Origin of the sequence: Psychromonas sp. MME2 (genome assembly GCF_040566515.1) — a bacterium.
Lineage (GTDB): Bacteria > Pseudomonadota > Gammaproteobacteria > Enterobacterales > Psychromonadaceae > Psychromonas.
In genome coordinates this window covers 355,129-381,831 of record NZ_JBEWXI010000015.1, presented here as the reverse complement: position 1 = coordinate 381,831, position 26,703 = coordinate 355,129, and the positions used below count along the sequence as shown (strand labels likewise).

Sequence of the window (26,703 nt, the reverse complement as noted above, 5' to 3'; positions counted from 1 at the left end):
AAATATCATCTTTGTTAGCATTTTCAATTTATCTTGTTAAGTGAGATCGATTTTTTAGGCGCTAAATTCAAATGAAATACTGTAGTGCGGATTGTATTGCAGCAAGACACAAGCTTAAGGTATGAAACTTAATATGAGTGCAGATAAAATCTCAGGAACGCTTTTAGGCCATCCTAAAGGGTTATTCTTATTATTTTCAACGGAGTTGTGGGAACGTTTTAGTTACTACGCAATGCGTGCTATTTTAGTGCTTTATATGGTTGATCAAGTTGGTAGTCAGGGCGGTCATGGTCTAGGTTGGACTCAACAAGAAGCATTATCTTTATACGGGACATTTACGGGATTAGTTTTCCTTACGCCACTTATCGGAGGATGGTTGGCGGATACCTATTTAGGGCAACGTAAAGCGATATATATTGGTGGTGCATTGATGGCTGTAGGACAGTTTATGTTAGGTACACCACATGCATGGATACCAGGTATGGAAACAGTTATGTTTTACCTCGGACTCGGCGCTTTAATCATCGGTAATGGTTTATTCAAACCAAATGTTTCTACTATGGTCGGTGACTTATATAAAGAAGGTGATAACCGACGAGATGGTGCATTTACTATTTTCTATATGGGGATTAACCTTGGTGCATTTTTATCTGGTATCGTTGTCGGTTACGTGGTGACTGCATTTGGTGGAAGCTATCAAGCTGGTTTCATTTGTGCTGGTATTGGTATGATTTTATCTTTGATCATTCAATTCTTCTTTGCCCAAAAATTGCTAGGTGATATAGGTACCGTTCCAGCGGCTAAAATTGCACAGGATAAGAATCTAAAAAATGGCGCAACCATAAAGACTCCCCTTACTAAAATTGAACGAGATCGCATCAAAGTGATCATGGTTATGGGCTTATTCACTATTATTTTCTGGGCTGGGTTTGAACAAGCTGGCGGTTTAATGAATTTGTTTACTAACAATTTTACGGATCGCATGATTGGTTCATGGGAGGTGCCAACGGCTTGGTTTCAATCTCTTAATGCATTATTCATTGTTGTATTTGCACCTGTTATCGCCTCTATTTGGATAAGACTTGGGAAAAATGAACCAAATTCTCCAGCCAAATTTGCACTTGGCTTGATATTATTAGGGGTTGGTTTCCTATTCATGATCGGTGCTGTTGTGCAAATGAATGGCGATCATAATGCAAAATCGAGTATGTTATGGCTAGTTGGTGCTTATTTCTTCCATACTATGGGAGAACTATGTTTATCACCAATTGGTCTGTCAATGGTTACTAAATTAGCACCACTACGTATCGCCTCACTCATGATGGGAGCTTGGTTCCTATTTATTGCGATCGCTAATAAAGTTGCGGGTGTTGTTGGTGCATTAATCGGTCATAGTGATGCCGTTGAAGATCAACTGGCTAATGCTATGTCAATATTTGCGGGTATCGCTATTACTGCGGCTGTTTCAGGCATCATCCTTTATTTTATATCTGATAAACTTGTTGATTGGATGCATGGCGCTGAAACTAAACACGATAAACAAAAGGATGCCTTAGCTGAAGAGATGGAAGTAACGGCTGAACATGATGCAATGATTAAACCCAATGCTGCTTAAACGTTGAGTCTACATCGATAACATGAAGGCGTTGTGGATAATTTAGATGAATTAGGAGTGACATGCCTAATTCATCTTGGCTGTCAGCAATAATTATAAAGAAGTATCCGAAGCAGCTAGATACGCTTTGATAACCGTTAATACCCCTGCTTCACTATTACTCGGTGCAGTAAAACGGGCGTGATTTTTTACTTGTTGATGCGCATTTTCTACAGCATAGGAATGAAAACTCGCTTGTAACATCTCTATATCATTAAAGTAATCACCAAAACTCATGGTTTGCTCATAATCAAAGGCAAATTGTTCTTGTAAATGTTTGATTGCAGCGCCCTTCGATGCATTAATGTTCATTATATCAAGCCATATTTTCGCACTGACTACAACTTGATGGTCTCGATTAAATCTTTCATAAATAATCGGATATACATGTTCCTGTGAACCATCAAAATGGCAGATTGCCACTTTAATAAAATCATCGTTTACCTTTAGCAGGTCATCAACATATTCACAACGATGATAATATTTTTGCATTTCATCCAATGCTTCTGGCGCTTGCGTTTCGATATAGGCAGATTTTTTACCACATAAAACAATATGTGCACCATTGATTGAGCGTGCCTCTTTAATTATCCGATGAATTGAATCAATGTCGATAGTGCAACTATATAACTCTTTTTCTTGATGCATAACGTATGTACCGTTTTCAGCAATAAACAGCATGCGTTCTTGCACAGCTGAAAACATGTTAAGTAAGCTATAATATTGTCGCCCTGAGGCAGCTGCAAATAGGATCTCTTTTTTGTCTAATTGATGAAAAACATCAAAAAATTCCTCGGGTAAGTGGCCATTGCTATCTAGTAGCGTGCCATCCATATCTGCTGCGATGAATTTAATTTTTTTTTCTGACATAGGTAAAAACTCTAATTTAATGAAATATATGCATCAGGTTTTAGTAACGATCATGATGATAAAGACTAACGAGACTCAATTAAAGCGGTTAAACGAGCGAGTTCATTTTTTAACGCTCCGACTTCATCTTCTAATAACGAAACCCTATGCTCAAGTTGATTAGGTTCTGTAGGTGATAGATTAGTGTCTGTGTCCATACATTCTAGTTCAACATCAGAAAGATCGGTAAATAGATGGATATAACGCGACTCTCTTTTCCCTGCTTCTCTTGGTAATTTTTTCACTAATTGCTGGTTATTGATATCTTGTAATGTTTCAAGTGCTGCTTCTACCTCATTTACATTGTTAAATTCAGCGAGGCGGTTACTACGCGTGCGTAACTCACCCGCTGTTTGAGGTCCGCGAAGGAATAATAGGCAGATAATTGCTTTTTGTTGTGCGCTTAATTGTAAATTGGTAAATGCCGTATTACAAAACCTATGCTTATATTTATTAACTCGACCCGATGAACCTACTTCTACAAACAACTGTTTCATTTCAATTAATTCGTCGATCACACTTTGTACTTGTGTCTCAGATAGAGAGAGTACCGGCTCTCTGTTACTTTTTTGATTACAACCATTTGTAAGTGAATTTAATGACAAAGGATACTGATCTGGTGTGGTAATTTCCTTTTCAAGCATCACACCAATCACGCGACACTGTAAAGCTGTTAATGCAATCATTTTTAGATCTCCTTAGGTTAAAAAAGTGGTGGTATAGCCATGGTAATTTCTGTGCTAGGCTAATTTTCGCAGTAAAATGACATCACTACCAATAAATTCAAGCTCAAGCTTATCTCTCTGAGCAAGGTAACGAAAAGTAGCTTGGCTATAAAAACAGACATGGGTCGGGTCAAATTTATAGTGCCAATTTTTAAAACCCTCTAGATCAACGACTAACTTAGTCATGATGCCGAGCCATCCCCCCTGCTTCACCATCTGCAACCATAGTTTCCATATCTGATGTGGGTCATAAAGGTGTTCAATGACTTCTGTCGCCGTTACAAAATCGTATTGTTTAGATAAATATTCTGCATTTGGATAATAGTAAATATCATGCAAATCTACCTTATGTCCGACCTCTTGTAGCAGTTGGGCAAGTGCAGGTCCTGGGCCACAGCCAAAATCTAAACCGTGAGATCCTAACTCTATGCGCTCTAGCAAAGGGATGGTTAAACGAGATAAAAAATGCCTGTAGCCTGGGTCATCGGGATTATTGATATGATGGTCGTAGTGTTCTTTTTCTTTGATTGGATCAAGTCTTTGCTGCTTAGGTACAAAGACTAATTGGCAACGTGCACACTGCATATAGCTACGATTTTTATCTTCAAAATAAAAATTGGTTTGAAGAGATGAACATAATGGGCAGGTATGCATTAAGACTTCCTCTAGAGTTACAAGCGCGATATATTTACTGGCAAGTGGTAATACTCAATCCTATATTCACCTGCTCATTAATGGTTAATAAAAAGAGTGCTAACGTTAAGTGAAAGCATGTTTCGCCATTGTTATTTATTTTATTATTATAACAATGAGTTACTACAACCAATAGTTCGTTATTATGCTTTCATTGCTGCGCCTAAATAGAGCAGTTAATTACAGCAATGGTTATAATCAATGACATAATGAATATCGTCAAACAATAGCGATAGCGTAACAATTTACAACCACTATTTATAGATAAAATATGCATATAGCAGCCCATAATTAAAAAGAGATCGTGCTATGAAAATTATAATTGCGCCTGATTCTTATAAAGAAAGCCTCACCGCGATGGAAGTTGCCAATGCCATTGAGTCGGGCTTTAAACAGATTATGCCAAATGCTGAGATTCATAAAATACCCATGGCCGACGGTGGTGAAGGCACTGTACAGTCATTAATAGATGCAACGGGTGGATTATTAATAAATTGCGTTGTTACAGGCCCTATCGGTCGACCTGTCTCTGCTTTCTATGGACTATTAGGTGATCGACATACCGCCGTTATAGAAATGTCTGCTGCATCAGGGCTTCATTTAGTCACTCCTGAACAACGCGATCCTACATTAACGACCTCGTTTGGTACTGGAGAATTGATTAAAGCTGCGCTGGATGCGGGGGTTGATCATATTATTGTTGGTCTCGGTGGCAGCGCGACAAATGATGGTGGTATTGGCATGGCACAGGCATTAGGTATTAAAATGGTTGATTTCAATGGTGATGAAATTGGTTATGGCGGTGCCGCTTTGGCCAATTTATGCCATATCGATACAACCGGGCTTGATCCTCGTTTACGCCATGTGTCGCTTGAAATAGCTTGCGATGTCAACAATCCCCTATGTGGGCCCACTGGTGCTTCCCATGTGTTCGCTGCACAAAAAGGAGCAACAGCAGATATGACCGATTTTTTAGATCAAAACCTCGCGCATTATGCCGCTATTATTAAAAATGAACTGGGTCATGATATTATAAACAGCGCAGGTGCAGGGGCTGCTGGTGGCATGGGCGCAGCCTTTTTAGGGCTATTTAATGCAACGCTACGTCCGGGTATTGATATCGTCATGGATGCCGTCAATTTCAGTGAAATTATCGCCAATGCTGATTTAGTTATCACTGGCGAAGGACGCATTGACAGCCAAACAATTTGCGGTAAAACCCCGATAGGGGTCGCTAGAGTGGCGAAGCAGTATGGTATTCCTGTGATAGGTATTGCAGGTTGTTTATCGAAAGACTATGCGATAGTCCATGAACACGGTATTGATAGTGTATTTAGTATCGTCCCAAATGTGGTTAACCTAGATCAAGCGTTTCATGATGCTGCCGTAAATTTAGAAATGACAGCACGGAATATTGCTGCATTGCTATTACTAAATCGAGTTAATTAGCTGATTTCAGTTTCTCAACTTCACATAACTAACTGCCTGACAATTATCTGACAAAGCATTTCTAGCTAACATGGGTATAACAATTTTTTTTATACCCGACTATATTTGTCAATGATAATGGTTTACATATGGTATAATTGGCATAACGTCTTAATCTTTTTATAAATTTCAGGTTTTATATGTTTGTATTGAATCGTAACAATAGGTTATCGCTTATTACACCTTTATTTAGCAAGTGTGTAAAATTTTGTATTGCAGTTACACTCATTTTCATGCTGTTTTTGAGTAATCAAGTATCAGCGAAAGCGTACGCCCTCCCCGCTGATGGCTCTCGCTTAATAGGTGAGCCTGAATATCATACTGTGAAAGAAGGTGACTATTTTCATGCTTTGGCGAATTTATACAATGTCGGCTTTCTTGCTTTAATGGATGCGAATCCGGGGGTCTGATCCGCTACTACCACAAGTAGGGACTAAAATAGTTATACCGAGTCAAATTATACTCCCCGATGCTCCCTATAAAGGGATTGTCATCAATTTACCCGAATTAAGACTTTACTATTTTACAAATAATACTGTCTATGTCTTTCCTATTGGTATTGGGCGTATAGATTGATCTACCCCAGTTATGGAAACCACTATCTTTAGCAAAATTCCGAATCCAACTTGGACTCCGACCAAACAGAGCCGAGAAGATCATTTTGCAGAGCATGGCACAGAATTACCACAAACGGTTCCCGCGGGTAAGAATAATCCATTGGGTGAATATGCGTTACGTCTTGCCTATGGTAATCGTACTTACTTAATTCATGGAACTAATAAAAACTTTGGTATTGGTATGCGTGTCAGTGCAGGTTGCGTGCGCATGAATCCCGATGATATTGCTTGGTTATTTGCTAAAGTTAAATCGGGGGAGTCGGTAAAAGTCATTAATGACCCTATAAAAATAACGAAAGAACCAAATGGTGAAAAATATATAGAGGTACATTCACCATTAACACCTGATGAAACAAGTAATAGTGAACCTGCTGAAGAACTTAATTACGATACAATATTTACTAATAATGACATGATTGATTGGGATATTGTGGCTCAAGAACAAGAGTTGCAAAGAGGATTAGTTATTAATATCGATCTTTATGAATGGGTTGAGAATATGTAACTGAATTAGGTTAAACCAATATTTTCTTGGTTTAACCTATTACGAAAACGGGTAATTAATAATTAATTTTTTAATTTACCATAAGTACATTGCAACACTTCATTCGTTCCATCTAATGATTTATCCTTTGCACATTTTTTCAGTGCAGCATGGAACTCTTTATCTGTGTACGCCGCAGCTTTTTCAGAGGTATTGAGTTTGTCATTAACGCAAGCGCTTAAGTTTTGAGGACTAGTTGTATTCTCTTCTTTTGCACACTCAACCAAAGCTTTATTGCGTGTAGCAGGAGCAACTGTTGCAGCCATATCTGGTTTCGCTGTTATTGCAGCACAAAGACCAATATCACTAGAGTTTACAAATTCAGCACAAACTTGTACACGTTGCTCGTAACTCATTTTTGTAAAATCTTCGAATGTTATTTTTTCAGCAGCGATTGTAGATTGACTAATAAGTGCTGCAGCTAATATCGAAGCAGAAGTAATTGATTTAATAAGCGTTAATTTATTCATTTCTCTTCCTTATTTACTGTTTTATAAATTAATAATAAACAAAGGAGCTGTTCATTAATTGCATTTTTATTATGGCACAAAAATGTATTATTATCTGATTGACAGATATTAATATATATTTTTAAATACGTGCCTTTGTATTATATCTCTAAGTTGCTATTTTTTGACTTTTTCCTGAGCGCGTTAATGAATTTGTGATCTGTATTGATATTTAGTTGCAGATCAAAGATAAGTAAACGATAAATGGTTTGTGATCGCTGTTTCATTTTCATCGCCGCCTATCGCCTTGATGCTAAGTTAGTTAGAATATGATTTAATGTATAACCATTGTGCCTCAAGATGTAGTATCACAAGTACAGAGCATATAGAGATTTTATAACAAAGTAGATGGTGCTATTTTGTTTTCCCTGCGGCGTGCTAACTCACCTGAGCTTTACGTGACATAGGAATATAATATTTCGTAACAACAAATAACTTAGCTATCATTTACATTGAACATATTCGCTGGAATCACTATATAAAATGAGCAATTCATCACAACAAAACACGCCACCAACTACTTTGTACTGGCACGATTATGAGACTTTTGGTTTAAATCCAGGTTCCGATCGGCCTGCGCAGTTTGCTGGTATAAGAACAGATCTTGACTTCAACATTATAGGCGTTGCAAATGAGTGGTTTTGTCGTCCACCTAATGATTACCTACCTAATCCAGAGGCGTGCCTTATAACCGGAATTACTCCGCAAAAAGCACTGCAACTTGGTGTTAGCGAAAATGAATTTATTAAATTAATCAATGGTGAATTCAGCCAGACAAATACCTGTGTTTTAGGATATAACAATATTCGTTTTGATGATGAAGTAACGCGCTTTACCCTATATCGTAATTTTCTAGATCCCTATCAACGAGAATGGGCAAACGGCTGTTCTCGGTGGGATATTATTGATTTAGTGAGAGCGTGTTATGCATTGCGCCCAGAGGGTATTAATTGGCCTGTCGATAATAATGATGTACCTTCATTCCGTTTAGAGTTGCTCACTAAAGAAAATGATTTAGCACATGAGCAAGCACATGATGCGATGTCTGATGTTTATGCCACAATTGCTATTGCTAAATTAATCAAGGATACACACCCTAAATTATATGATTATTGTTTTAATCTACGCAAAAAATCAAATGCATTATCATCCTTGAAGTTAGGGAGTTTTACTCCAGTTGTACATGTCTCAGGTATGTTTCCAGCTATACAGGGGTGTGTTAGTTATGTGCTTCCACTGATTGAGCACCCTGTTAATAAAAATGCCATCATTGCAGTTGACTTAAATAAAGATTTGAACAATTTATTAACGATGAGTGTTGCAGAGATCCGCCATTATTTGTACACGTCATTAACTGATCTTCCAGAGGGAATTAATCGCCCTGCCATTAAATTAATCCATATCAATAAATGTCCAATTATAGCCCCTGCTAAAACATTATCGGAGCATCGAGCCGATGAATTAGGTATTGATCGCGTGCAATGTCGTTCTTCTTTAGAGTTAATTAAAAATAATTTAGATATCGTTAATAAGTGTCTACAGGTGTTTAGCGATGAGCATAGAGAGACTAAATATAGTAGCCCAGAGGAAATGTTATATAGCGGAGGTTTCTTTTCAAATAATGATAAAAACAAAATAAATCAAATAGCTAGCAGTGATTGGAAAACATTAGCTAATACTCAATTTGATTTTGATGATCCCCGTTTGACTTCTTTACTGTGGCATTATCGTGCACGAAATGCGCCTGAATATCTATCTATAGAGGAACAGGAAAAATGGCATAGGCACCGTCAGGCATACCTTTTAGAAAATACCCAAGCTTACGTGGAAAAACTGGACGCCTTGGTATTGGACTATCAAAATCAACCTGAAAAAATGCAATTATTAGCTAACTTGCATCACTATTTAGATTATTTATTAAGTAACTAACGGTGATTTGATATACAATAATTTTATTAAGGTTATTACATTAAATAGAATTATCAATCAAGGAGGCAATTTTGTTTAAAAATGGAATTTTTATCTTTTATTTTGCTTCAGCTTGTTGCTTGGCACAGGAGTCGCCATCGAATACATTGCAAGTTGAATATCAACAGCAAGTTCAGGTTGGTTCCTCAAGTTATTTTGATATAGAGTCAATATCACAAGTTCCGCAAGCAACGTATCAATATCTCAATCAAGTGTTCAAAAGTTTTTATCGTTCATTTAATTTTACAACTTCTATCACTGATAGTACTTTTGTGGATAATGCACATTATCAAATCTTTTCATTGCCAATAATGCCATTAGATAGTGATTGCTTTGAGGTAGAGGTGTTTGGGAACTTTTATGATCCCGCCAAACAAGATTTAGCAAATCTAAACGCAGATCAAGCAATGTACGACTACGTTTCAAATTCTGAAGAGATGAACATTTACGAGAGCAATTTGGCTTTTGGGGCTGGTTTTAGTTTTAAAGCAGATTAATCTAGCAAATTTAAAATTATTTTTTCAAACAATACGATGCCTGGTTACGGTGGTAGTACCGCTTTGTTTGGCTACGAGAAAAGTTTTTAAAATCAATTCTAACAACGTAGATTGGTGCACTGGGACTAGTTCAAGAACCATCCCTGCGTTGTAATTCGAAAAGTGAATACAATTACCTCATATACTTTCTAGCTCCGACATCAGAGCCATCGCTCCTTCTTTTTTCTCAACAAGCGATAGCAATGATATGCTACGTAATGGGATATATCACTAAAGTCTATATGCTATAACTAAATTTTACTTTCTTATATTTATGCATCCGCTATTCTTATCTCACTTATTTCTAATCACATAAATCATAGAGAGTATATTATGACTAAAATCTTCAGTGACAATTCTCAAACTATTGGTAATACCCCGCTTGTACGTTTAAATAATGTTACTTCTGGTAATGTGTTTGCAAAAATAGAAAGTCGTAATCCAAGCTTCAGCGTTAAATGCCGTATTGGTGCCAACATGATTTGGAAAGCTGAAAAAAACGGTACGTTAACTAAAGATGTTGAATTAGTAGAAGCGACCAGTGGTAATACTGGAATTGCGCTTGCTTATGTCGCCGCTGCTCGTGGTTATAAAATCACACTAACAATGCCAAATACAATGAGTTTAGAGCGCCGTAAATTACTTAAAGCACTCGGTGCAAATCTAGTATTAACAGATGGTGCATTAGGCATGAAAGGTGCTATCAATAAAGCAGAAGAGTTAGCAAACTCTGCACCGGGTAAATACTTTGTCGTTCGTCAATTTGAAAATCCAGCTAACCCAGCGATTCACGAACAAACAACTGGTGAAATTTGGAACGATACCGATGGTGAAATTGATATATTTGTTGCAGGTGTGGGTACAGGTGGAACGATTACGGGTGTGAGTCGCTATATCAAAGAAACACAGGGTAAAGCAATTATCAGTGTTGCCGTTGAACCTGTTGATTCTCCTGTTATCAGCCAAACCCTTGCTGGCGAAGAAGTAAAACCAGGGCCACATAAAATACAAGGTATTGGTGCAGGATTTATTCCTAAAAATTTAGATCTTTCACTTATCGACCGTGCAGAGCAAGTTAGTAATGATGATGCAATCACAATGGCTCGCCGTCTGATGGAAGAAGAAGGTATTCTGGCGGGTATATCCTCGGGTGCAGCTGTTTTTGCTGCCGCTCGTTTAGCTGAGTTACCTGAATATAAAGATAAAAATATTGTTGTTATCCTACCAAGTTCTGGTGAACGCTATCTGTCAACGGCACTATTTGCTGGTGTTTTTGACGGTGCCGAATTTGCTTAAATTTAACCCCTAATAATATATAAGATACTCGCCATATAAGCGGGTATCTTATAATGATTAAAATTGATAACTAACACCTAGTAAATAGATATCCATTCCTGGATTAGGGCTTTTCATACCAGCATTTGAATAATGCATATAGCGTAAATTGAGATCAAAACGGCCCATTTTTACACCAACCCCAATACGCTCTTCAAATTGAAAATGGGTAGACATATCTTTATTATCCATCTCTTTTTTATTAATGAATCCCCCCCCTATTCCCGCTTCTATATAAGGAGAAAGGCGACAGCTGTCGCAAAACTGATAAAACAGTACTGGCGCAAGGAACAGACCATAGAGATCAGTTTGCTGCCCATCCCAATAATTAAATGAAGCTTCCCAATATCCGCCCAATGGGATACCTTTTTCATCTAACCAATTGGAGAACTCTTGTTGTAAACCGATACGATAAATGTCGATGTTATCGTGACTTTCACCAATATCTATGGCAACTTTAGTTGGTTTTATCTCTGCGAAGGAATAGACTGGCAGTGAACAAATAGCGATGACATATATTCTTTTAATCTTTAACCATAATTTTTTTTTAAACATGAATGCTCCTTTCTGAAATAATTGGTGGCAGCACATTAATAGCAATTATTCAAAAATAATTTTGGATATTAAAATTAAAGTTAGCATCTAAGTTATTATTTCACAAAGATTAATGTCATAATTCTTTGTGGTATATTAGTCAATTTTGGCTAGTCACGTACACCCTTTTTTATGCCGGTGGGATATATGTATTACTTAAAATATTTTTTAATTGCAATTACTGTAGCGCTCTCTGGTTGTACTAATTTGCAAACATTGCAAGATTTACAGGTTGATTTAATAAAAATAGAACCCGATAACCTGCAATCAATTTCACCAAGATTCAATATACATTTATTGATCACTAACCCAAACTCAGAGGAGTTAGTAATAGAAGGAATGAGTTTTCAATTAGAGATTGATAACCAACAAATATTATCGGGTGTTGCCAACGATATTCCTGTATTAAAAGGATATAGTGAAACCGAAGTAAAAGTCTCGAGTCGTGTTCATCTTTTAGATCTTATACAGATGATGGCATTTTTAAATAACAAAAATGCTGATTCAATTAAGTATGAACTTGAGACTACTATTGATCCGAAAGGGTTTGTCGCCTTTCAATTGCATCATGAAGGGACGCTTAACGACCTTTTACAAGTCAACAAATAGCGAATATCCTTTTCACTGACGGGATTGGTGTTAATCCAATGGGTATAAATTCATTTTGATATTATGCGCTAAAATATGTTCTTGTTTTAACGTCTTTTTACTGTTTTGCATGGTAATAAGTGCAGTTTGGCAACTTTTTGGTAAATTATTTTTGCGTGCTAACCATTTTATCGCCTCTGACTGATTGAACCACTCATGCTCATCGCCAGTTAATGATGAATTAACTAAAGTAAAATCTTCAGGGGCAAGCCAAAAATGTGCTCCACAGGTAACTGCAATCTGTATTCCAGCGGGATCTAAATCACTAAAGCAGACTAATTGATGCGATGATTTAAAATGGCGAAACAGTTGGTAGGCGCTATTTGTTCGCTGTGCTGGCTTTATATCACCGCGATATATAAATAGCGCGTCGCGTAACTTTTCTGGCAATATTAAGGCATCTAATTTTGCCATTATGGCGAGATTTTCAACTAATACGATAAACGGGTGGTCAATGGCGGTGATCTCAGAAGCTTCTATATAACAGCCTAAGGAGGTTAAATTGAGCAGCTTTAAGTGTTGGCCATTGATACGTAAATGATCAATTGCATTAATGAGCACAAAACCTTCACTAACAGGTTGGGAATTTACTTTCTCGTTGCGCTGCTTTAACGCATTATCGACACGGCATTTACTGTCGATATAATCCTGCCTAAAAAGATGTACATCATTTTCTTGCTGAACACGCTCAATTAAACGCTGCCGATCATTATCATCAAAATAGAGGTAATCGCCTCTTCTTTCTCCAAAACCATATTCTAAATTTAAACGTGATAATAATGGAGCATATTTTAACTTTCCATTTAACAGGGTCTTAAAGTTGCGCTGGCAAAATTGATATAGTTTTTTATCCATATTAACTTCTCAAAAATATCTGCACATCGCTGTAGCTGTAGTTATCAGTCGTACCGCCAACTTTTACACCTTTCATGTTGATCTCTAATGCATGTTGTTGTTCATTGGTCAATTTGCAATAACAACTAAAAACTAATTCAATCCACTCTTTGGGATCAATATAGTGATCTATTAACTGCTCACTTTGCTGCTGATTTTGCCAGTATTGAATTGCTGATATTTTATTACCGGTAATAATCGCTTGTTCAAATAACTGCTCTGCCTGCTCTTCAAAATAATCATGGCTTGTAATTAACGGTTCCGTTGGTGATATTTCTACCCTATTAGTTTGACGTTTGTTTATTGGTAATTCGTTATTATATTTACGTAGCGATTGGACAATAGAAATTAACCGCTCTTCATGTGCGCTGTTTTTGAGATCAACGTAGGTTTTTAAATTTCTTAGTGGCGGTGCAAATTTAAGATTATCGTTCAAGTTAGGGTCTTCAAAAAGCCCATCACTGATCTCAAATTCAGGATGTTTGCGTAAAAAACGGGCCATATTACGTAACAAACTTGCCTGTTTTTCATCACGTCTGAGCCTAAACAAGCTCAAACGCATGTTATCAATAATAAAACGTAGACGTGCGAGTGTCTGTTTAAACCAATAAATAAATGCGCTAATTTTACGAGCGAAATCGATCGGGCATGCCCAATTAGTCCATTCATAACATGCTTCAGGATCAATTTGTTGTAATTCCGTTAATAATTTTTGCGCGTAATCTAAGGCTTTCTCGTTTTCACGAACCTTAGCACTTAAACTGATCACAAAGCCAAACTGACTAGAAATGGCATAATGCATATTATCTAAACTAACATTCAGATTTTCCTTTGCCTCATAGAGTAAATCATCTAATTGATCGATATAATACTCGGCATCATCATGCTGATTTTGTTGTACCGATAGCTGAAAATCTTGCACGGTATCATCGAGCACATCAATAACTTTTCCCATGTCAGTCAATTGGCGATAACTACTCTGTTTACGCATTAAACGATTAAGCATACGTTTTAATTCAGAAGTAGTACGGTAATCACCCGGCTCATCATCAGGACGAATTAATCCTGCTTTTTGTAAAGCATTAAGCTTATTGGCATCTATTTGATCCCCTGAAATCGAACCATACACATACGTTTCGGCAAGTATTTGTGAATTACTGCCAATTTGTTTCAATAAATCAGTAACATCGCCAGCATCATAACCTGCCATTAGAAGAGTAACTCCTCTTGCTGTTGTTGCTCTGTTTCTGGTAAGTCCACGCGTTCAGAATCATTTAAAAATTCGATGAAGAGATAAATAATGTCAAACCGTGCGGTAGCGTAGTAACGGCTACTGCCACTATTTTTGCGCACTAAATAGCCCATCTCTTCCAATTTTTGAAACATAAATACCAGTTGCTCGCGCGCTTCTAGCTTGTTCGTTTTAAATGGCTTACTGGCTGTGATCCTGCGCAGATGTTGACGCAACGTTTGGTCGTTTTCAAAGGGGTCAAATAATTTGTTAATATTTACCATCGCTTTCGCACGTAAGGGTAAGTCCGTCTGAGTTGCCGTTAAAAGGAGATCTAAGAACTCCACTAACGGTCTAAATACGGTGCGAACCTCAGTAAACAATGACGTTAACTCTGCGCTGTTTTCTTGAGATACCTCTTGAAAGGTACAATAAAAAGCATCCGCACTCTCCAAATAGGTTAGGTTTCTATCTAAGTTTGCTAAAAAATCACTAACACGCGATTCATTTTCTGTGATTTTAAGATATGCATATAATTCAGCAAATGCAGTTTCACAGATCACCGCACCGGTTAATAACTGTTGGACGGTTTGTTTAAACATGAGTCACGGTCTCCGTAGCATTGTCCGCCATTTTACGTTGGGCGAGTAGTTCATCTAAACGTGATGTTGGAATTTCTGCATGGTAAATTTTGTTATCTTTTAATTTGTAATGACGCTTATAAAGTGAAAGTATGTGACGGTCTGTTGAAGGCGAGGCGGATAACATCGCTATGTTATTATCATCAAACATTTTTAATAATAGATCTATATTTTCTGCAGCTAATTCACCGAGCTCATCGACGGGCAATATCACCACCGAAGCTGAATCAGTGGCGCCACGAAGCATTCCTAGTATCCCGGCAAACAGAGACAACATTGCTAAATAAGAGAGTCCTGTTGAACTGATTTTTTTTAATTGGCGCGCATTTCGGGCATGTTTCAACTGCCCTTTTTCAGTGATAGAAAACTCGATATCAAAGAGGTTATCATGTGCTAATACAAAGCCTTCACTGGGTAAATAAGTGGATAGTTTTTGCATCGCATAAACAAGATCATCGGGAATTTCCCCGCGTCCTTCACGTAGGTCATCACGATACAGCTCGAATAATTTAGAAAATTGTTGCAATGGTCCCCAATATTCTAACTCTTCTTGTTTCATCACCGTGTATACATTGATATCAGCAAGGGCATCAAAATGTGCCAATGCGGTGACATTTTCGGAAAGCTTTTTACCAATAATTTTTATACGGCGACCAAAATTTTCGATATGCTGATAAAATTCATTAATCATATTGGCATTAACCGTAACTAACTGGTAAGTATTTTTCTGTTTCTGCTCTGCACTACTGAGCAGATCAGCAATGGCACTACGATATTTGAACAGGCTTTTGGCGCCATCATAAGTATCATTATCTGCGACTAATTTTAACCAATTTTCAAACAATTCACTGCTTGAATGATTTTTTCTGAAAGTGTCATTAAAACGGTTTAGCTGCTCAGTTAATCGTTTTTCGACCGTTTTAAACTCTTTAAGCCAATCAAAGCAGAAACTAACTGTTAAATCAGCTGGATTACTAGGTTCACTCTCACATACACAGACCGCAATCCCGCTGTTTTCACATAATCGCTGACTCTCAGCTAATTGTGCTAATAGCTCATCGCTTTCTCGCAACTGTATATTCAATTTTTTAAGCAACTTTTGGTCATTACTGATTAATTCACCCTTTTCAATAATGAGATCTTCAAGGCTATTTTCAAATCCTCGTTTTTCAATATTACGATGCTGGTTTAATTCAACTAATTGATCACGATGAACGTACCGTTCGTTCATAAATTGACTATATTCACGCGCTTTACGTGCCCAAACAGCACATTCATCGAGTGTTTGCTGTAAGGTTTTACGCTCACGGCTACGTTTATCCACTTCGCCATCGGGATCTAAGTCGCTCAAGGCACTATTCTTCTGTTTTTTATAATCGAGTAAACGACTCTTTGTACTTTGCTCTATCGCATTAAGCTGTGCTTCTAATTGTTCTAATTGGCTATCTCTATCAGACTCAATCATCATCCGCTGTTCAAGCATTTGATTGTTTAATTCAAAGCGCTGCTCTTTTGCCGTTGCATGATACTCTTCAATTTTTTTGCTGTTATTTTTTTGCGCATGTTGAATTTCTTTAATGCGTCCATCAACAATGACATTTGCCTCTTTGATTGCCTGTAATTTTTTATCCGCAAAATTATCCATTTGCACTTTTAGTTGCACAAGTTTGAGTTCATTTTGTTGAGAGGTTTGTTTCACCTCGGTAAGCGTGATTTGATGACTATCTAGCTGTTTTTTGATATTTGTCAGCTGCTCTTCAACTATTTTTATTTGCGCAACTTTCTCTGCCCGTTTGTTATCTAATAATGCCGCTTTTTCTCGTAATTCATTTTCTGTCAGTTGCAGATCGCTATCTTTGAGTTGTTGCAACTCTATTTGTAAACCATAAAAACTGTCACTATGGCCGACCCATTGCGGAGCGAGATCTTTGCGTGCAAGCAGCTCGGAAGAGAGTAAACGACCAATATTTTCTTTCCAATTGAGCGCTAAAGGTTCATGAGATAAAAAATATTGCAAACTACCTTCATCGGGCAATAGTTGCTGCTCAACGGCCAAACATTCCTGTTTAAGTTGTTCATAAATCCGATTTTCTTTTTTATGTAGATCAAGTAACTTATCACGTTGCTTTTCAAGCAATGTTAACTGACTCGTGACGCTATTTTGTCGCTGCAATAGTTGCGTCTGTTTTTCATGCGCCTCATGCAGCTGGCGTTGATTATGTTCGATCGCATCTAACAACTCTTTATCTAAGGCAGGATTTTGAGCCTCTAATTGTGCTTGAGTTAGTTGGTTTTCAACCGTTTTCTGTTCGATATTAAGTTTGAGGAAGGTATTATTAAGTGCTTCATTTAGCTGACTTAGCTGGTGTTGATAGTTTTCATTTACTATTGTTAACTGTATATTTCCCGCTTCTTTAATTGCAGAAATCTTCTCTTTTGTTGCACTGATATCCGTTAATTTTTGCAGCGTTAAATCTTGAATTAACTTATCAAATTTTAGTTGAATTTTGTTAATATTGCCTTCAAACGCCGCAATAACTTCATTGACTTCATTAAGTTGTTGCTGAATGCGAGGCGCTTGCTCCGCCTTTATCTGAAAGCTTGCCGCATCATTATCATCATAACTCTGTTTATCCTGATCAAGTAACTCTATACGGCTTTGATCAGCTTCAATTTTAGCCGTTAACTGTGCAATATCGCGCTGCAGTGATTCCCTGCCATTCTTTAATTCACTCTCTAATTTATCCAGAGAATCTCGCGTTGACGCCTTAAGCGTTTTGCGTCCTTCTTGTTTTTCATTTTGTTTATTTTGGTGTTCGATGATTTCAAAATGTAAGTGCTGCAATTTGATTAATAAGCTATCTAGATTATTAAAATCATTTTGCCAAAGCGTAATTTTGTCTGCGACTTTTTGAATCGCGCGACTAGCTTGGATATCTGCTAACCAATGGCTTATCTCCTCTTTATTAAGATTTATCTGCTCTTTTTCAGCGATATTACTTCGCGCTAAATGGTCACTACAGATCTCCACCAGCATCCGTTTGACAGCATCAAAATCGAGATTTTTTTCAATCGTTCCATTAATAACTTTATCAATGTGGGGCATCGGGAGATCGCTAAATGAAAAACGATTTTGTAATTGGCGAATATCTTTTATTTTGCGTCCACTACGTAAATTTTGAATAACCTGTCGATATTTATCAATACCAAGATAATTCGAGCAATAATAGCCAGCACTATTATAATTTCGTTCCACATCGCGAATAGCTAACGCTTGCTTATTTTCATCAATAAAGTTGCTGCTATCATAGGCTGCATCGATCAATTTAAACTGCACCCCACGACCATCACTAGAAGCAAGTACCATACAAGTTTGCCCAAACGGCCGTTGATACTCATAGATCAACATACTGGAGTCTCGGGGTAAATAGTAGTCGGCGAAGTTCCGCGCTTGATCAAGTTTACTGACAATATCACTTGGACGCATCCCGTAGAATAAGGGCAATAATCGCATTAGTGATGTTTTACCGGCACCATTTGTGCCTTCAAGTTGCGTATGTCCACTCAATTCAAGTTGATTGACTTGACCGGGCCAAAAACTGTCAATAATAATAATACGCAATAATGAATAGGCTTGCTGGGCCATAGGAGTTCCTTGTCTGTTGGCTATCTAAGGGAAGTTAAGCGAGAGGAATAATAAACACGACTCATTTTCAAACTAATGGCCTAATATAGCAAATTTTCATTGTCCAAAAGAACGCTTTTGCAGCACAATGAAGGTTTCCCTCTACATAATGGGGGTATATTAACTATCTACTTATAAATTTCAAATCTCTTTTACGTTATTCGTTAATTTCAACGTATCGCGCCATTGCTAAATTATAATAACTGATTCTGATAGAGCGTTAACGTTCATTTTTGTGGCATGATTCGAGTAATTTTATAAAAAATTCGCGCCCTTTTTTACGTGAAAATTGTATATTCCGTTGTGGGATTTGATTGGGGATCGGGATGGTTTTTCAATGCTTTTTCCATTGTAGCTTCCCTAATGATGTGCAGCGCTGGATAAGGTGAACGGTTAGTATAATTGGCTGGATCGTCAGCAGGTTCGCCAGCGAAACAGTAATCTGGGTGAAAATGGGCTAGCTGGTAAATGCCTTCTATATCTTGCTCGTAGAGTAATTCATTGGCTAAATCAGTGAGATCTAGAAAATAATCAAAAGATTCAAAGCCATTGGCTAAAATCATAATGGTTGTTTCTGTGTCCTCGTTAGCAGTAAGATAAAAGCACTCTTCTATTAATGATGTTAATACAGAAGCCACATCACTACTTTCAACCACTCTATAGCGAATTGAGCCTCGTTCTACTTCTTGCCGCGCGAAGGGGCATATATTGTATTTAACGACGACTTTTTCAACCCATGCCTGTGTTGCATTAATTAACTGTTGTTTATCATTTGACATCAATAGGAACCCTAAAAATTGGTTTTTAAATATAATAGCAACAACTGAGATAAAAGTGCTAAAATAGTCTCATTTTGTCTAAACAGATAGGATTTACATGGCTTTTTTTTCTCAGGAAATATATACACTCGTTAATAGTGCATTGACTGACTTAGCGGCTTCACAAGCGACTGGCAAAACACCTAAAAATGCGCTCAGTGAAGCACATTACTTCGCTGCTTGGATCACAACGGCGATAAAGAATAAACGCTTCGATTCTATATTATTGGAGACTTTAAAAGATTGGCAAAAACAGGTACGTAGTTTAAATAAAAACGCCCGTTTAAAAGAGCAATTTATTCATTTACAACACTGTTATAAGCAAATTTTAGATGAGCAGAATCAGGTTAAAAATATAGATAAAAGCCAATTAATTCAATTATTCTCCGCCCTTGAGTCAAAAGATTGGTTAGTTACGACAGACCTCGTTGTGGGCGATCGACTAAACCGTCATAGCGGTGGCAAAAATTCACTGATTGTTTGTGTGCAGCAACTTAATGACTGTTTCGATGAGCAGCAAATATTAACAAAACCACTCTCTTTATATCTTCGTGGTGAGCAACAATGTGCGATCGACCTTGCTTTTACAGAAAATATATTTTTGTATAAAAAGCGAGCCGCAAAATCAAATGTTAAGTTTCATAATGAATATCTGATTTGTGCGAAAAATGATGGCGACTCATTGCCAGAATTGCCCTCCAACATATTACAGCAACCATAAAACGCCTTCGGGGATTGGTGATGGCAAATACTAACTTTAATAGTGCTATTTTAGATCAACAGGAGTTAACGTTATTAACGTCACCTATAAACACCCAGCAAACCATAAAGTTGTCAGTTTACACCTATAAAGTACATATTAACCATGATAACTACCATATTAATTTCACCAATACCATTGAAGAACTTATTCTACTACTCAGTGCCAGCCCGCGTCTAAGTGTCTTGGTGTTACCGGACAATATAACCACCCACCCACTACTAAATAAGTTAACAACACTATTAAAAATGCGCCAAGATATCCCCATTTTTTGGCTTGGCAAAATGCCAAGTATGGATTTTGAGTTGGATTTTTTTATTCATTGTCAAAATAGTGAGCAACTACATGACCAATTATTAAAGTGGTTTCAACGTATTGAATATTGGTTCAAACGATGGTTAATGAACTATCATGTTACCTTAATATCGAATAATGAAGACAATAAGGTATCAACTGCATTAACCGCAACAGGGCTGTCACAGCTACAGATATTTAATGGTACAAAAATTGAAAATAATATTATAAATGATCAACTGCTTATCATAGACTTGACCACAACCAATATTTTATTTATCGGTATTCTCAAGCACTTAGCGCTGAACAATAGATTCCCTACACTTATTTTGTTTGGCGATTTAAGTGCTAATCAGTGTCGTGCTGCCAGACAGCTAGCCGTAAATTTCGGATTTACCATCCTAGCTACGCTTAATTCAACACCCAATCAGCAACAATGGGAGCAAATGCTACTTTTGTTGTGTGGTGATGTTTACGTCAAGCATTGGATTAATGAAACACCCGATGTAATGCGGGCATCTGGCATTTATAATCTAGAGGATCAACAGCTGCAGAGCTATTTTTGTTCGCAGGAGATGAAACGAGAGCAAATTGTAGCCTTGCCGAATAAAGAGAGTGTGCGCCGAGTTATCAGTGCGCTCGTTTTAGATAAATGGTTCCCAGAGGGGGTATCACAAAAATCAGCGTCAGCGTTAGCAGACTATTTAAACTGTCAGGCATCTCAAATCGATCTCTATATTGACTCACCTGAAACAATTCCAAGTACCTCACCTATTTTTGCGGTATTAGTCATGGCACGTTTGCAGCATTTTAAAATTTACTGGTATATTAAAAATGAAACACAATTCTCCGTTGATGTGCTGAAAAATTACCCTATCTCAGATTTAATATTCTCTGAATCCATTAGCCATAAATTATTAACTACCCCTGGCGAGGAGCTGCTCAGTTTCATTGAACAGGCAAAACAACAGGAGATTCGTTTAGGTGCAACACTACAACAAAATAAAGCCACCAGCACCGCAATGTCACTGTATGGCATTGAATTTGTCTTAAATAAACAACTTCCTATAGAATAAGTAACTATTGCCGTTCATTGATATCCATCACTTTATCGAGTAAAGCTTGATAACTTTTATTAACATCATCAGCATCATATTTACTATTACTAACTAACGTTTGATAATGTTTTATTTTTTTTTGCAAATATTGCCTGTGTAAAGGATTCTGTAATTCCCACATTTTATCACCAATACAACTGATTTTTGACCTAGCCTTTCTCGACACATGCATAATTTCATAGAAACGTTTATTTTCGAAAACCAAATGTTCATCTATTAACCCCATGCCATGACCGATTAAAAATCGACGCACTTCATAGTTATGATGAACGGGACACAAAATAAATTCTGCATCAATATTGGCTATTTTTGCTAACAATGAAGAGATAATTTCCATCATCAATTCACCTCCGACACCAGCAATGATGATTAAGTGCGTCTCGCTCTTTCCATAATTATCAAATGCTAAGGCCTTCACATCTGTGCAGTGAATCATCCAAGCATCGATATCACCTTGCCAATACTTTTCTAATTTACCTTGCAGTTCGGATAATATCCGAGGCACTATGTCTACAAAATGCACCGTTGATGCGACTTGACCATTGAGTAGATTAATCCCTAATAAACCATGGTCACAACAACAATCCCATATATGGGTATAATTTGACGTTACTAACTGCTCAATAGTTTGTAGACGTGCACTCTTTTTTAATCTATTTAACTTCAAGACTCAATCCCTATAGGCGCATAGTTAAAGCAATGCGCTTACGATCTATATCAATTTGAGTCACTTTCACTTGCACAATTTGCCCTGGTTTAACAACTTGTAGAGGATCACTTACAAATCTATCCGCCAATTGAGAAATATGCACCAAACCATCTTGATGAACGCCTATATCCACAAAGGCACCAAAACTGGTCACATTAGATATAACCCCTTGCAGTAACATATCTACTTGTAAGTCAGTTATTTTATCAATGCCTTTAGCATAACGCACTGTGGTAAAGGTAGGACGGGGATCTCGACTCGGTTTAATTAATTCATTTATGATATCTTTTACTGTTAATAAGCCTATTTTATCTGTTACAAAATCTTCAGCTTGCAGCTTATTAAGAATCGTTTCATTCTGAATTAATGCTGCTATTTTCACGCCTTGTTTCTCTGCAATAGCGGTTACAAGAGGATAAGACTCTGGATGTACGGCACTATTATCTAATGGATTTTTTGCATTCGCTATGCGTAAAAAACCAGCACTTTGTTGAAATGCCTTATTCCCTAGTCTAGGCACTTTCTTAAGTGAGTTACGGTTAGTAAACGCCCCATGTTGATCTCTATAATCGATAATATTTTGAGCAACGGTACTGTTAAGCCCTGCAACAAAACTTAGTAGTGATGCCGATGCGCTGTTCAAATCAACTCCAACTGAATTAACACAATCTTCGACTACTGCTTGCAATCGTTGTGCGAGCTGCATTTGGTTAAGATCATGTTGATATAACCCTACCCCAATCGCTTTTGCATCTATTTTTACTAACTCAGCTAAAGGATCCTGTAAACGCCTTGCAATAGAAACGGCCCCTCGAATGGAAACGTCCAAATCAGGAAACTCCTGTGAAGCAAGCTCTGAAGCTGAGTATACCGATGCTCCTGCTTCACTAACAATGAGTTGTGTGACTGTACGCGATAAGTTCGGTATTAATTCTCGAACGAGAAGATCGGTTTCACGCGATGCGGTGCCATTACCAATCGCAATTAAATCAACGGAATATTTCTCTATTAATTCCGTTAGTTTCTGCTGCGCTTGTTTTACGTTAAGCTGAGGGGGATGTGGATAGATAGTTGCGTAGTCTAATAACTTTCCTGTTTCATCAATTACAGAAATTTTACAACCCGTCCTAAAACCAGGATCTAATCCCAATACCACTTTATTACCGGCAGGCGCAGCCATTAACAACTCTTTTAAGTTACTGGCAAATATATCGATTGCATTATCCGATGCTTTTTCCTTTAAATAAGCGAAAATTTGTGTCTCTAATTGTCCCTGTAGACGAGCTTTCCAGGCTTTCTTAATAACCTGTGCACGCCAGCTTGTATTCGATATAGCCGTTAATGAAAAACCTAAATGGCGGGCGATTAATATTTCACAGTAACTCGTTGTAGAGGATTTATCTTTTCCAGGATCGCTCTCTAATTTAACTTGTAATGCGCCCTCTGTTTTGCCGCGCATTATCGCGAGTATTCGATGTGCTGGAATTTTATTAACCCGCTCACTGTAATCGGCGTAGTCTTTGAATTTACTATGACTTAAATCGACACCTTTAGCGGCTTTGCAGACCAACGCGGCTTGCGAAAAAAGATGCTTGTAAAGAAGGTCAATAACAATACTGTCGCGGCATATTCGCTCAATTAAAATGGCTAATGCCCCATCCAATACCAATTGTGGATCGGTATACCCCGCTTTAAGATTAATATATTTACGAACAAGGTGATTGTTGATACTGCCATCATCTTGAAACCACAATATATCAGCAAGGGGCTCAAGACCGGCAGCAATAGCCAGTTCACTTTTACTAACACGTTTACTTTTATAGGGAAGGTAAAGCCGCTCTAATTCATTTTTGCTGGTAATCGCATTAAGTTGTTGTGATAACGCATCAGTAAGCTTATTTTGTTCAACTAAACTTTTGATGATTGTGTCACGTCTTTCATATAACTCGCGCATATATATTAATCGCGTTTCCAACAAACGTAATTGTGTATCATCAAGCCCCTCTGTCATCTCTTTACGATAACGCGCGATGAACGGCACGGTATTACCATCATCATAAAGGGTGATAAATGAATCAACTTGTTTAATGGTCACTTGTAATTCGTTAGCAAGTTGCAGATTTAAGGAAGTATGTTTGTCATTCATTTATGTGGACTTCTTTGTTATTAACGGTTTAAGGGCTATTTCACCATAGCAAGTTATTGAACGCTATGTATTATGAGTAAATTTAACAAGATCAGTTCACAGAGTTATTATCCGCCAATTACCTTGCGATTCATTATATGCGAAGATCTTAGAATAATTATCCATTGTAAGATTTATTGCAATAGGATGTAATAACGATTAGTAATAGCACGCTTGCTAATGTTTACATTAATGGAATATATACAAATATGAACAAATTAGGTTTTAAACAATTAATTATTCTGCTTATTATCGTCTCTGGGTTATTACCATTAATCATTGTCAGTTATTATACCATTAGCAAAGCTGGACAGGAATTAACAGCAGAAACATATCGTAAAAATAGAATGGCATTGGATTACTATAAAAAAGGGATTAAAAATCAATTTTCAAATATTGAAAAAGAAGTTGAATTAACCATTAAAACACTGCAACTCGATACGCAATTAGCAACCTTACAACAACTAGACGCCCCATCAAAAAAGAAAGAACAGCAAGATGTTATGAACTCGATGTTGACGAACATATCGGGTTTAATCACTTCACTTGATACGGTCGTTGTTGATAATAAATTGCAAATAATTGCCGCTAATAAAGCTTCATACTTAGGCGCCGATTTATCATCACGAAGTTATTTGCAAAAAGCGTTAAAAACGAAAAAAGCGACCTATTCTGAACCTTTTTACTCCGATGTTACGCTGACTAAAATTATTACCTATGCTCGTCCAATTTATATCGACAATAACCTGGTCGGGGTGTTTATTCTACCCATCGACTTCGATGGTATAACGCGTTATATCGACACTGGCGCTGCGGAGCTGGGCGATACGAAAGATGTATTCATGGTCGATGCTAGCGGATTACTGTTAACCGACACCATGAGTGATCTATACAATCAAGGTGGTGCATTTAAACAAACATTAACAACAAAAGCGACACAAGCACTTGGCAAACATATTAGAGATAACAATATTAACTTTACCGATACTGCTATCTACCAAAGTTATCATGATATGGAGGTTATCGGTAGTTACACCGTTATAGATATAGGCGATTATTTAATCGGTCTGGTTGTTGAGGTTAATGAAACAGAAGCAACCGCTACGTTAAATGGTATGCAGCAAACACTACTGCTTATTATTGTAATGGTGGTGATAGCCAGTTTTATCGCAGCAGCGGTAATCATTTCGCGTATTCTTTCGCCAATACATTCACTAAATAGTACATTTACTGATATTGCAACGGGCGAAATTGATGTCGATTTCCGTCTTGATATAAAAACAGATGACGAAATAGGCCATCTTGCTAACTCATTTAATAAATTTATGGCGAAACTTAAATTGATGATTGAGGAGTTTGATTTTCAAAACCGGGTTGAAACGGCGAAAAATACGCTCAATGAGATCATTCGTGACAAAGATGATTACGCCCTGTTAACAAAAGAAACATTAAGTTATCTATGTAAACTGCTAAATATGCAAATGGGCGCCATTTATCTACGTGATGGAAATGAACTATCATTGAGTGCCACCTATGCCTATTCCAATCGTAAAAGTGTTATAAATAAAGTTCACTCGGGTGAAGGTCTTGTCGGACAGTGCTTACTTGAAAAAGAGGCGTTTATTATTAATGATACACCAGATGACTATATCACTATTCAATCGGGATTAGGTGGCAGCAAACCGAAGAATATTGCGGTTATACCTTGTCTATATGAAAATGAAGTTTTGGCCATTATTGAATTTGCCTCTGTTAAAGAGATCACCAGTGACCACTTAGCACTCATTAATATATTAGCCACTTCCCTTGCCAATGCCGTGAATTCAACAAAAATGCGCAGTGAGATGCGTATTTTACTTGAAAAAACAACGCTACAAACAGAAGAAATGACCGTTCAGCAAGAAGAACTGAGTAAAATTAATGGCGAGTTAGAGCTTCAAACTAAAGATTTGCGCGATTCCCAGCAACAATTGCAAGTACAACAGGAAGAACTCCGCGTTACCAATGAAGAGCTAGAAGAGCGTACCCACTTACTGAACAGCAGAAGAAAGATATTGATAATAAAAATAATGTTTTACTTCAAAAACAGACGGAAATCATAGAAAAGGCACAGGCGTTAGAACAATCTAATAAATACAAATCTGAATT

22 protein-coding genes and 1 pseudogene are annotated in these 26,703 nt (G+C 37.3%); 11 read left to right on the top strand and 12 right to left on the bottom strand.

Features of this window, described 5'->3' with window-relative positions:
* Positions 1-133 precede the first annotated feature (133 nt).
* On the top strand, positions 134-1,615 hold the full coding sequence (locus AB1A03_RS17145; protein WP_354625803.1) for a peptide MFS transporter: 1,482 nt from the start codon (positions 134-136) through the stop codon (positions 1,613-1,615).
* Between the two features lie 93 nt (positions 1,616-1,708).
* On the opposite strand, the gene AB1A03_RS17140 is transcribed toward AB1A03_RS17145, so the two are convergent.
* The 3 genes from AB1A03_RS17140 to AB1A03_RS17130 form a co-directional block, all read right to left on the bottom strand.
* Positions 1,709-2,524 (bottom strand): HAD family hydrolase, encoded by an 816-nt coding sequence (locus AB1A03_RS17140; RefSeq protein ID WP_354625802.1) that lies wholly within the window; start codon positions 2,522-2,524, stop codon positions 1,709-1,711.
* 65 nt (positions 2,525-2,589) lie between these two features.
* A complete protein-coding gene (locus tag AB1A03_RS17135) occupies positions 2,590-3,249 on the bottom strand; it encodes a YceH family protein (RefSeq protein WP_354625801.1) in 660 nt (219 codons plus the stop codon).
* Positions 3,250-3,303: 54 nt separating this feature from the next.
* A complete protein-coding gene (locus AB1A03_RS17130; protein WP_354625800.1) occupies positions 3,304-3,942 on the bottom strand; it encodes a class I SAM-dependent methyltransferase in 639 nt (212 codons plus the stop codon).
* A 348-nt stretch (positions 3,943-4,290) separates the two neighbouring features.
* On the opposite strand from AB1A03_RS17130, the gene AB1A03_RS17125 reads away from it, so the two are divergent.
* The 3 genes from AB1A03_RS17125 (at position 4,291) to AB1A03_RS17115 (ending at position 6,591) form a co-directional block, all read left to right on the top strand.
* Entirely contained in the window at positions 4,291-5,430 is a 1,140-nt protein-coding gene (locus AB1A03_RS17125; RefSeq protein ID WP_354625799.1) for a glycerate kinase, read from the top strand.
* A 281-nt stretch (positions 5,431-5,711) separates the two neighbouring features.
* Entirely contained in the window at positions 5,712-5,879 is a 168-nt protein-coding gene (locus tag AB1A03_RS17120) for a LysM peptidoglycan-binding domain-containing protein (protein WP_354625798.1), read from the top strand.
* 178 nt (positions 5,880-6,057) lie between these two features.
* Entirely contained in the window at positions 6,058-6,591 is a 534-nt protein-coding gene (locus AB1A03_RS17115) for a L,D-transpeptidase family protein (RefSeq protein WP_354625797.1), read from the top strand.
* Between the two features lie 62 nt (positions 6,592-6,653).
* Here the strand turns inward: AB1A03_RS17115 and AB1A03_RS17110 are convergent, their stop codons facing one another.
* Complete coding sequence (locus tag AB1A03_RS17110) at positions 6,654-7,100, bottom strand: hypothetical protein (RefSeq protein WP_354625796.1); 447 nt, start codon at positions 7,098-7,100, stop codon at positions 6,654-6,656.
* A gap of 522 nt (positions 7,101-7,622) precedes the next feature.
* On the opposite strand from AB1A03_RS17110, the gene sbcB reads away from it, so the two are divergent.
* The 3 genes from sbcB (at position 7,623) to cysK (ending at position 10,939) form a co-directional block, all read left to right on the top strand.
* The gene (gene sbcB / locus AB1A03_RS17105) at positions 7,623-9,068 is read left to right on the top strand and encodes an exodeoxyribonuclease I (protein WP_354625795.1); all 1,446 of its coding nucleotides are present in this window, start codon (positions 7,623-7,625) and stop codon (positions 9,066-9,068) included.
* Positions 9,069-9,139: 71 nt separating this feature from the next.
* The gene (locus AB1A03_RS17100; RefSeq protein ID WP_354625794.1) at positions 9,140-9,604 is read left to right on the top strand and encodes a hypothetical protein; all 465 of its coding nucleotides are present in this window, start codon (positions 9,140-9,142) and stop codon (positions 9,602-9,604) included.
* A 372-nt stretch (positions 9,605-9,976) separates the two neighbouring features.
* Positions 9,977-10,939 carry a cysteine synthase A gene (gene cysK, locus AB1A03_RS17095; protein ID WP_354625793.1) on the top strand — a complete coding sequence of 321 codons (963 nt, stop codon included), beginning with the start codon at positions 9,977-9,979 and terminating at the stop codon, positions 10,937-10,939.
* A 57-nt stretch (positions 10,940-10,996) separates the two neighbouring features.
* Here the strand turns inward: cysK and AB1A03_RS17090 are convergent, their stop codons facing one another.
* Positions 10,997-11,533: an acyloxyacyl hydrolase gene (locus AB1A03_RS17090; protein WP_354625792.1), complete on the bottom strand. Its 537-nt coding sequence runs from the start codon at positions 11,531-11,533 to the stop codon at positions 10,997-10,999.
* Positions 11,534-11,719: 186 nt separating this feature from the next.
* Between AB1A03_RS17090 and AB1A03_RS17085 the strand changes: the two genes are divergently transcribed.
* Entirely contained in the window at positions 11,720-12,181 is a 462-nt protein-coding gene (locus AB1A03_RS17085; RefSeq protein ID WP_354625791.1) for an LEA/WHy family protein, read from the top strand.
* A 30-nt stretch (positions 12,182-12,211) separates the two neighbouring features.
* Here the strand turns inward: AB1A03_RS17085 and AB1A03_RS17080 are convergent, their stop codons facing one another.
* From AB1A03_RS17080 to AB1A03_RS17060, 5 genes and pseudogenes are all read right to left on the bottom strand, one after another.
* The gene (locus tag AB1A03_RS17080; RefSeq protein WP_354625790.1) at positions 12,212-13,075 is read right to left on the bottom strand and encodes a DUF7281 domain-containing protein; all 864 of its coding nucleotides are present in this window, start codon (positions 13,073-13,075) and stop codon (positions 12,212-12,214) included.
* Between the two features lies 1 nt (position 13,076).
* A complete protein-coding gene (locus AB1A03_RS17075) occupies positions 13,077-14,324 on the bottom strand; it encodes a hypothetical protein (protein WP_354625789.1) in 1,248 nt (415 codons plus the stop codon).
* Complete coding sequence (locus tag AB1A03_RS17070) at positions 14,324-14,947, bottom strand: hypothetical protein (protein ID WP_354625788.1); 624 nt, start codon at positions 14,945-14,947, stop codon at positions 14,324-14,326. The genes AB1A03_RS17075 and AB1A03_RS17070 overlap by 1 nt, the downstream gene beginning before the upstream one ends.
* Positions 14,940-18,632, bottom strand: coding sequence for an ATP-binding protein (locus tag AB1A03_RS17065; protein WP_354625787.1), 3,693 nt, complete (start codon positions 18,630-18,632; stop codon positions 14,940-14,942). The genes AB1A03_RS17070 and AB1A03_RS17065 overlap by 8 nt, the downstream gene beginning before the upstream one ends.
* Positions 18,633-18,891: 259 nt before the next feature.
* Positions 18,892-19,450, bottom strand: a pseudogene (locus AB1A03_RS17060) (DUF1415 domain-containing protein).
* A gap of 97 nt (positions 19,451-19,547) precedes the next feature.
* On the opposite strand from AB1A03_RS17060, the gene AB1A03_RS17055 reads away from it, so the two are divergent.
* Positions 19,548-20,210: a DUF2913 family protein gene (locus tag AB1A03_RS17055; protein ID WP_354625786.1), complete on the top strand. Its 663-nt coding sequence runs from the start codon at positions 19,548-19,550 to the stop codon at positions 20,208-20,210.
* 20 nt (positions 20,211-20,230) lie between these two features.
* Complete coding sequence (locus tag AB1A03_RS17050; protein ID WP_354625785.1) at positions 20,231-21,619, top strand: hypothetical protein; 1,389 nt, start codon at positions 20,231-20,233, stop codon at positions 21,617-21,619.
* Between the two features lie 4 nt (positions 21,620-21,623).
* Here the strand turns inward: AB1A03_RS17050 and AB1A03_RS17045 are convergent, their stop codons facing one another.
* Both AB1A03_RS17045 and AB1A03_RS17040 read right to left on the bottom strand, forming a co-directional pair.
* Positions 21,624-22,328, bottom strand: coding sequence for a tRNA (adenine(22)-N(1))-methyltransferase (locus tag AB1A03_RS17045; RefSeq protein WP_354625784.1), 705 nt, complete (start codon positions 22,326-22,328; stop codon positions 21,624-21,626).
* A 10-nt stretch (positions 22,329-22,338) separates the two neighbouring features.
* Positions 22,339-24,516 (bottom strand): Tex family protein, encoded by a 2,178-nt coding sequence (locus tag AB1A03_RS17040; RefSeq protein WP_354625783.1) that lies wholly within the window; start codon positions 24,514-24,516, stop codon positions 22,339-22,341.
* 248 nt (positions 24,517-24,764) lie between these two features.
* Here AB1A03_RS17040 and AB1A03_RS17035 point away from each other — a divergent pair, with 248 nt between their 5' ends.
* Entirely contained in the window at positions 24,765-26,657 is a 1,893-nt protein-coding gene (locus AB1A03_RS17035) for a GAF domain-containing protein (RefSeq protein WP_354625782.1), read from the top strand.
* The last annotated feature ends 46 nt before the right edge of the window (positions 26,658-26,703 follow it).

Excerpts from the sequence above, each read along its gene's own strand:
- AB1A03_RS17135 (WP_354625801.1), bottom strand. The coding sequence starts at position 3,249 with ATGATTGCATTAACAGCTTTACAGTGTCGCGTGATTGGTGTGATGCTT.
- AB1A03_RS17070 (WP_354625788.1), bottom strand. The coding sequence starts at position 14,947 with ATGTTTAAACAAACCGTCCAACAGTTATTAACCGGTGCGGTGATCTGT.
- AB1A03_RS17090 (WP_354625792.1), bottom strand. The coding sequence starts at position 11,533 with ATGTTTAAAAAAAAATTATGGTTAAAGATTAAAAGAATATATGTCATC.
- AB1A03_RS17130 (WP_354625800.1), bottom strand. The coding sequence starts at position 3,942 with ATGCATACCTGCCCATTATGTTCATCTCTTCAAACCAATTTTTATTTT.
- AB1A03_RS17075 (WP_354625789.1), bottom strand. The coding sequence starts at position 14,324 with ATGGCAGGTTATGATGCTGGCGATGTTACTGATTTATTGAAACAAATT.
- AB1A03_RS17080 (WP_354625790.1), bottom strand. The coding sequence starts at position 13,075 with ATGGATAAAAAACTATATCAATTTTGCCAGCGCAACTTTAAGACCCTG.
- AB1A03_RS17110 (WP_354625796.1), bottom strand. The coding sequence starts at position 7,100 with ATGAATAAATTAACGCTTATTAAATCAATTACTTCTGCTTCGATATTA.
- AB1A03_RS17065 (WP_354625787.1), bottom strand. The coding sequence starts at position 18,632 with ATGGCCCAGCAAGCCTATTCATTATTGCGTATTATTATTATTGACAGT.
- AB1A03_RS17085 (WP_354625791.1), top strand. The coding sequence starts at position 11,720 with ATGTATTACTTAAAATATTTTTTAATTGCAATTACTGTAGCGCTCTCT.
- AB1A03_RS17140 (WP_354625802.1), bottom strand. The coding sequence starts at position 2,524 with ATGTCAGAAAAAAAAATTAAATTCATCGCAGCAGATATGGATGGCACG.
- AB1A03_RS17050 (WP_354625785.1), top strand. The coding sequence starts at position 20,231 with ATGGCAAATACTAACTTTAATAGTGCTATTTTAGATCAACAGGAGTTA.
- AB1A03_RS17145 (WP_354625803.1), top strand. The coding sequence starts at position 134 with ATGAGTGCAGATAAAATCTCAGGAACGCTTTTAGGCCATCCTAAAGGG.
- AB1A03_RS17055 (WP_354625786.1), top strand. The coding sequence starts at position 19,548 with ATGGCTTTTTTTTCTCAGGAAATATATACACTCGTTAATAGTGCATTG.
- AB1A03_RS17115 (WP_354625797.1), top strand. The coding sequence starts at position 6,058 with ATGGAAACCACTATCTTTAGCAAAATTCCGAATCCAACTTGGACTCCG.
- AB1A03_RS17040 (WP_354625783.1), bottom strand. The coding sequence starts at position 24,516 with ATGAATGACAAACATACTTCCTTAAATCTGCAACTTGCTAACGAATTA.
- cysK (WP_354625793.1), top strand. The coding sequence starts at position 9,977 with ATGACTAAAATCTTCAGTGACAATTCTCAAACTATTGGTAATACCCCG.
- AB1A03_RS17125 (WP_354625799.1), top strand. The coding sequence starts at position 4,291 with ATGAAAATTATAATTGCGCCTGATTCTTATAAAGAAAGCCTCACCGCG.
- sbcB (WP_354625795.1), top strand. The coding sequence starts at position 7,623 with ATGAGCAATTCATCACAACAAAACACGCCACCAACTACTTTGTACTGG.
- AB1A03_RS17035 (WP_354625782.1), top strand. The coding sequence starts at position 24,765 with ATGAACAAATTAGGTTTTAAACAATTAATTATTCTGCTTATTATCGTC.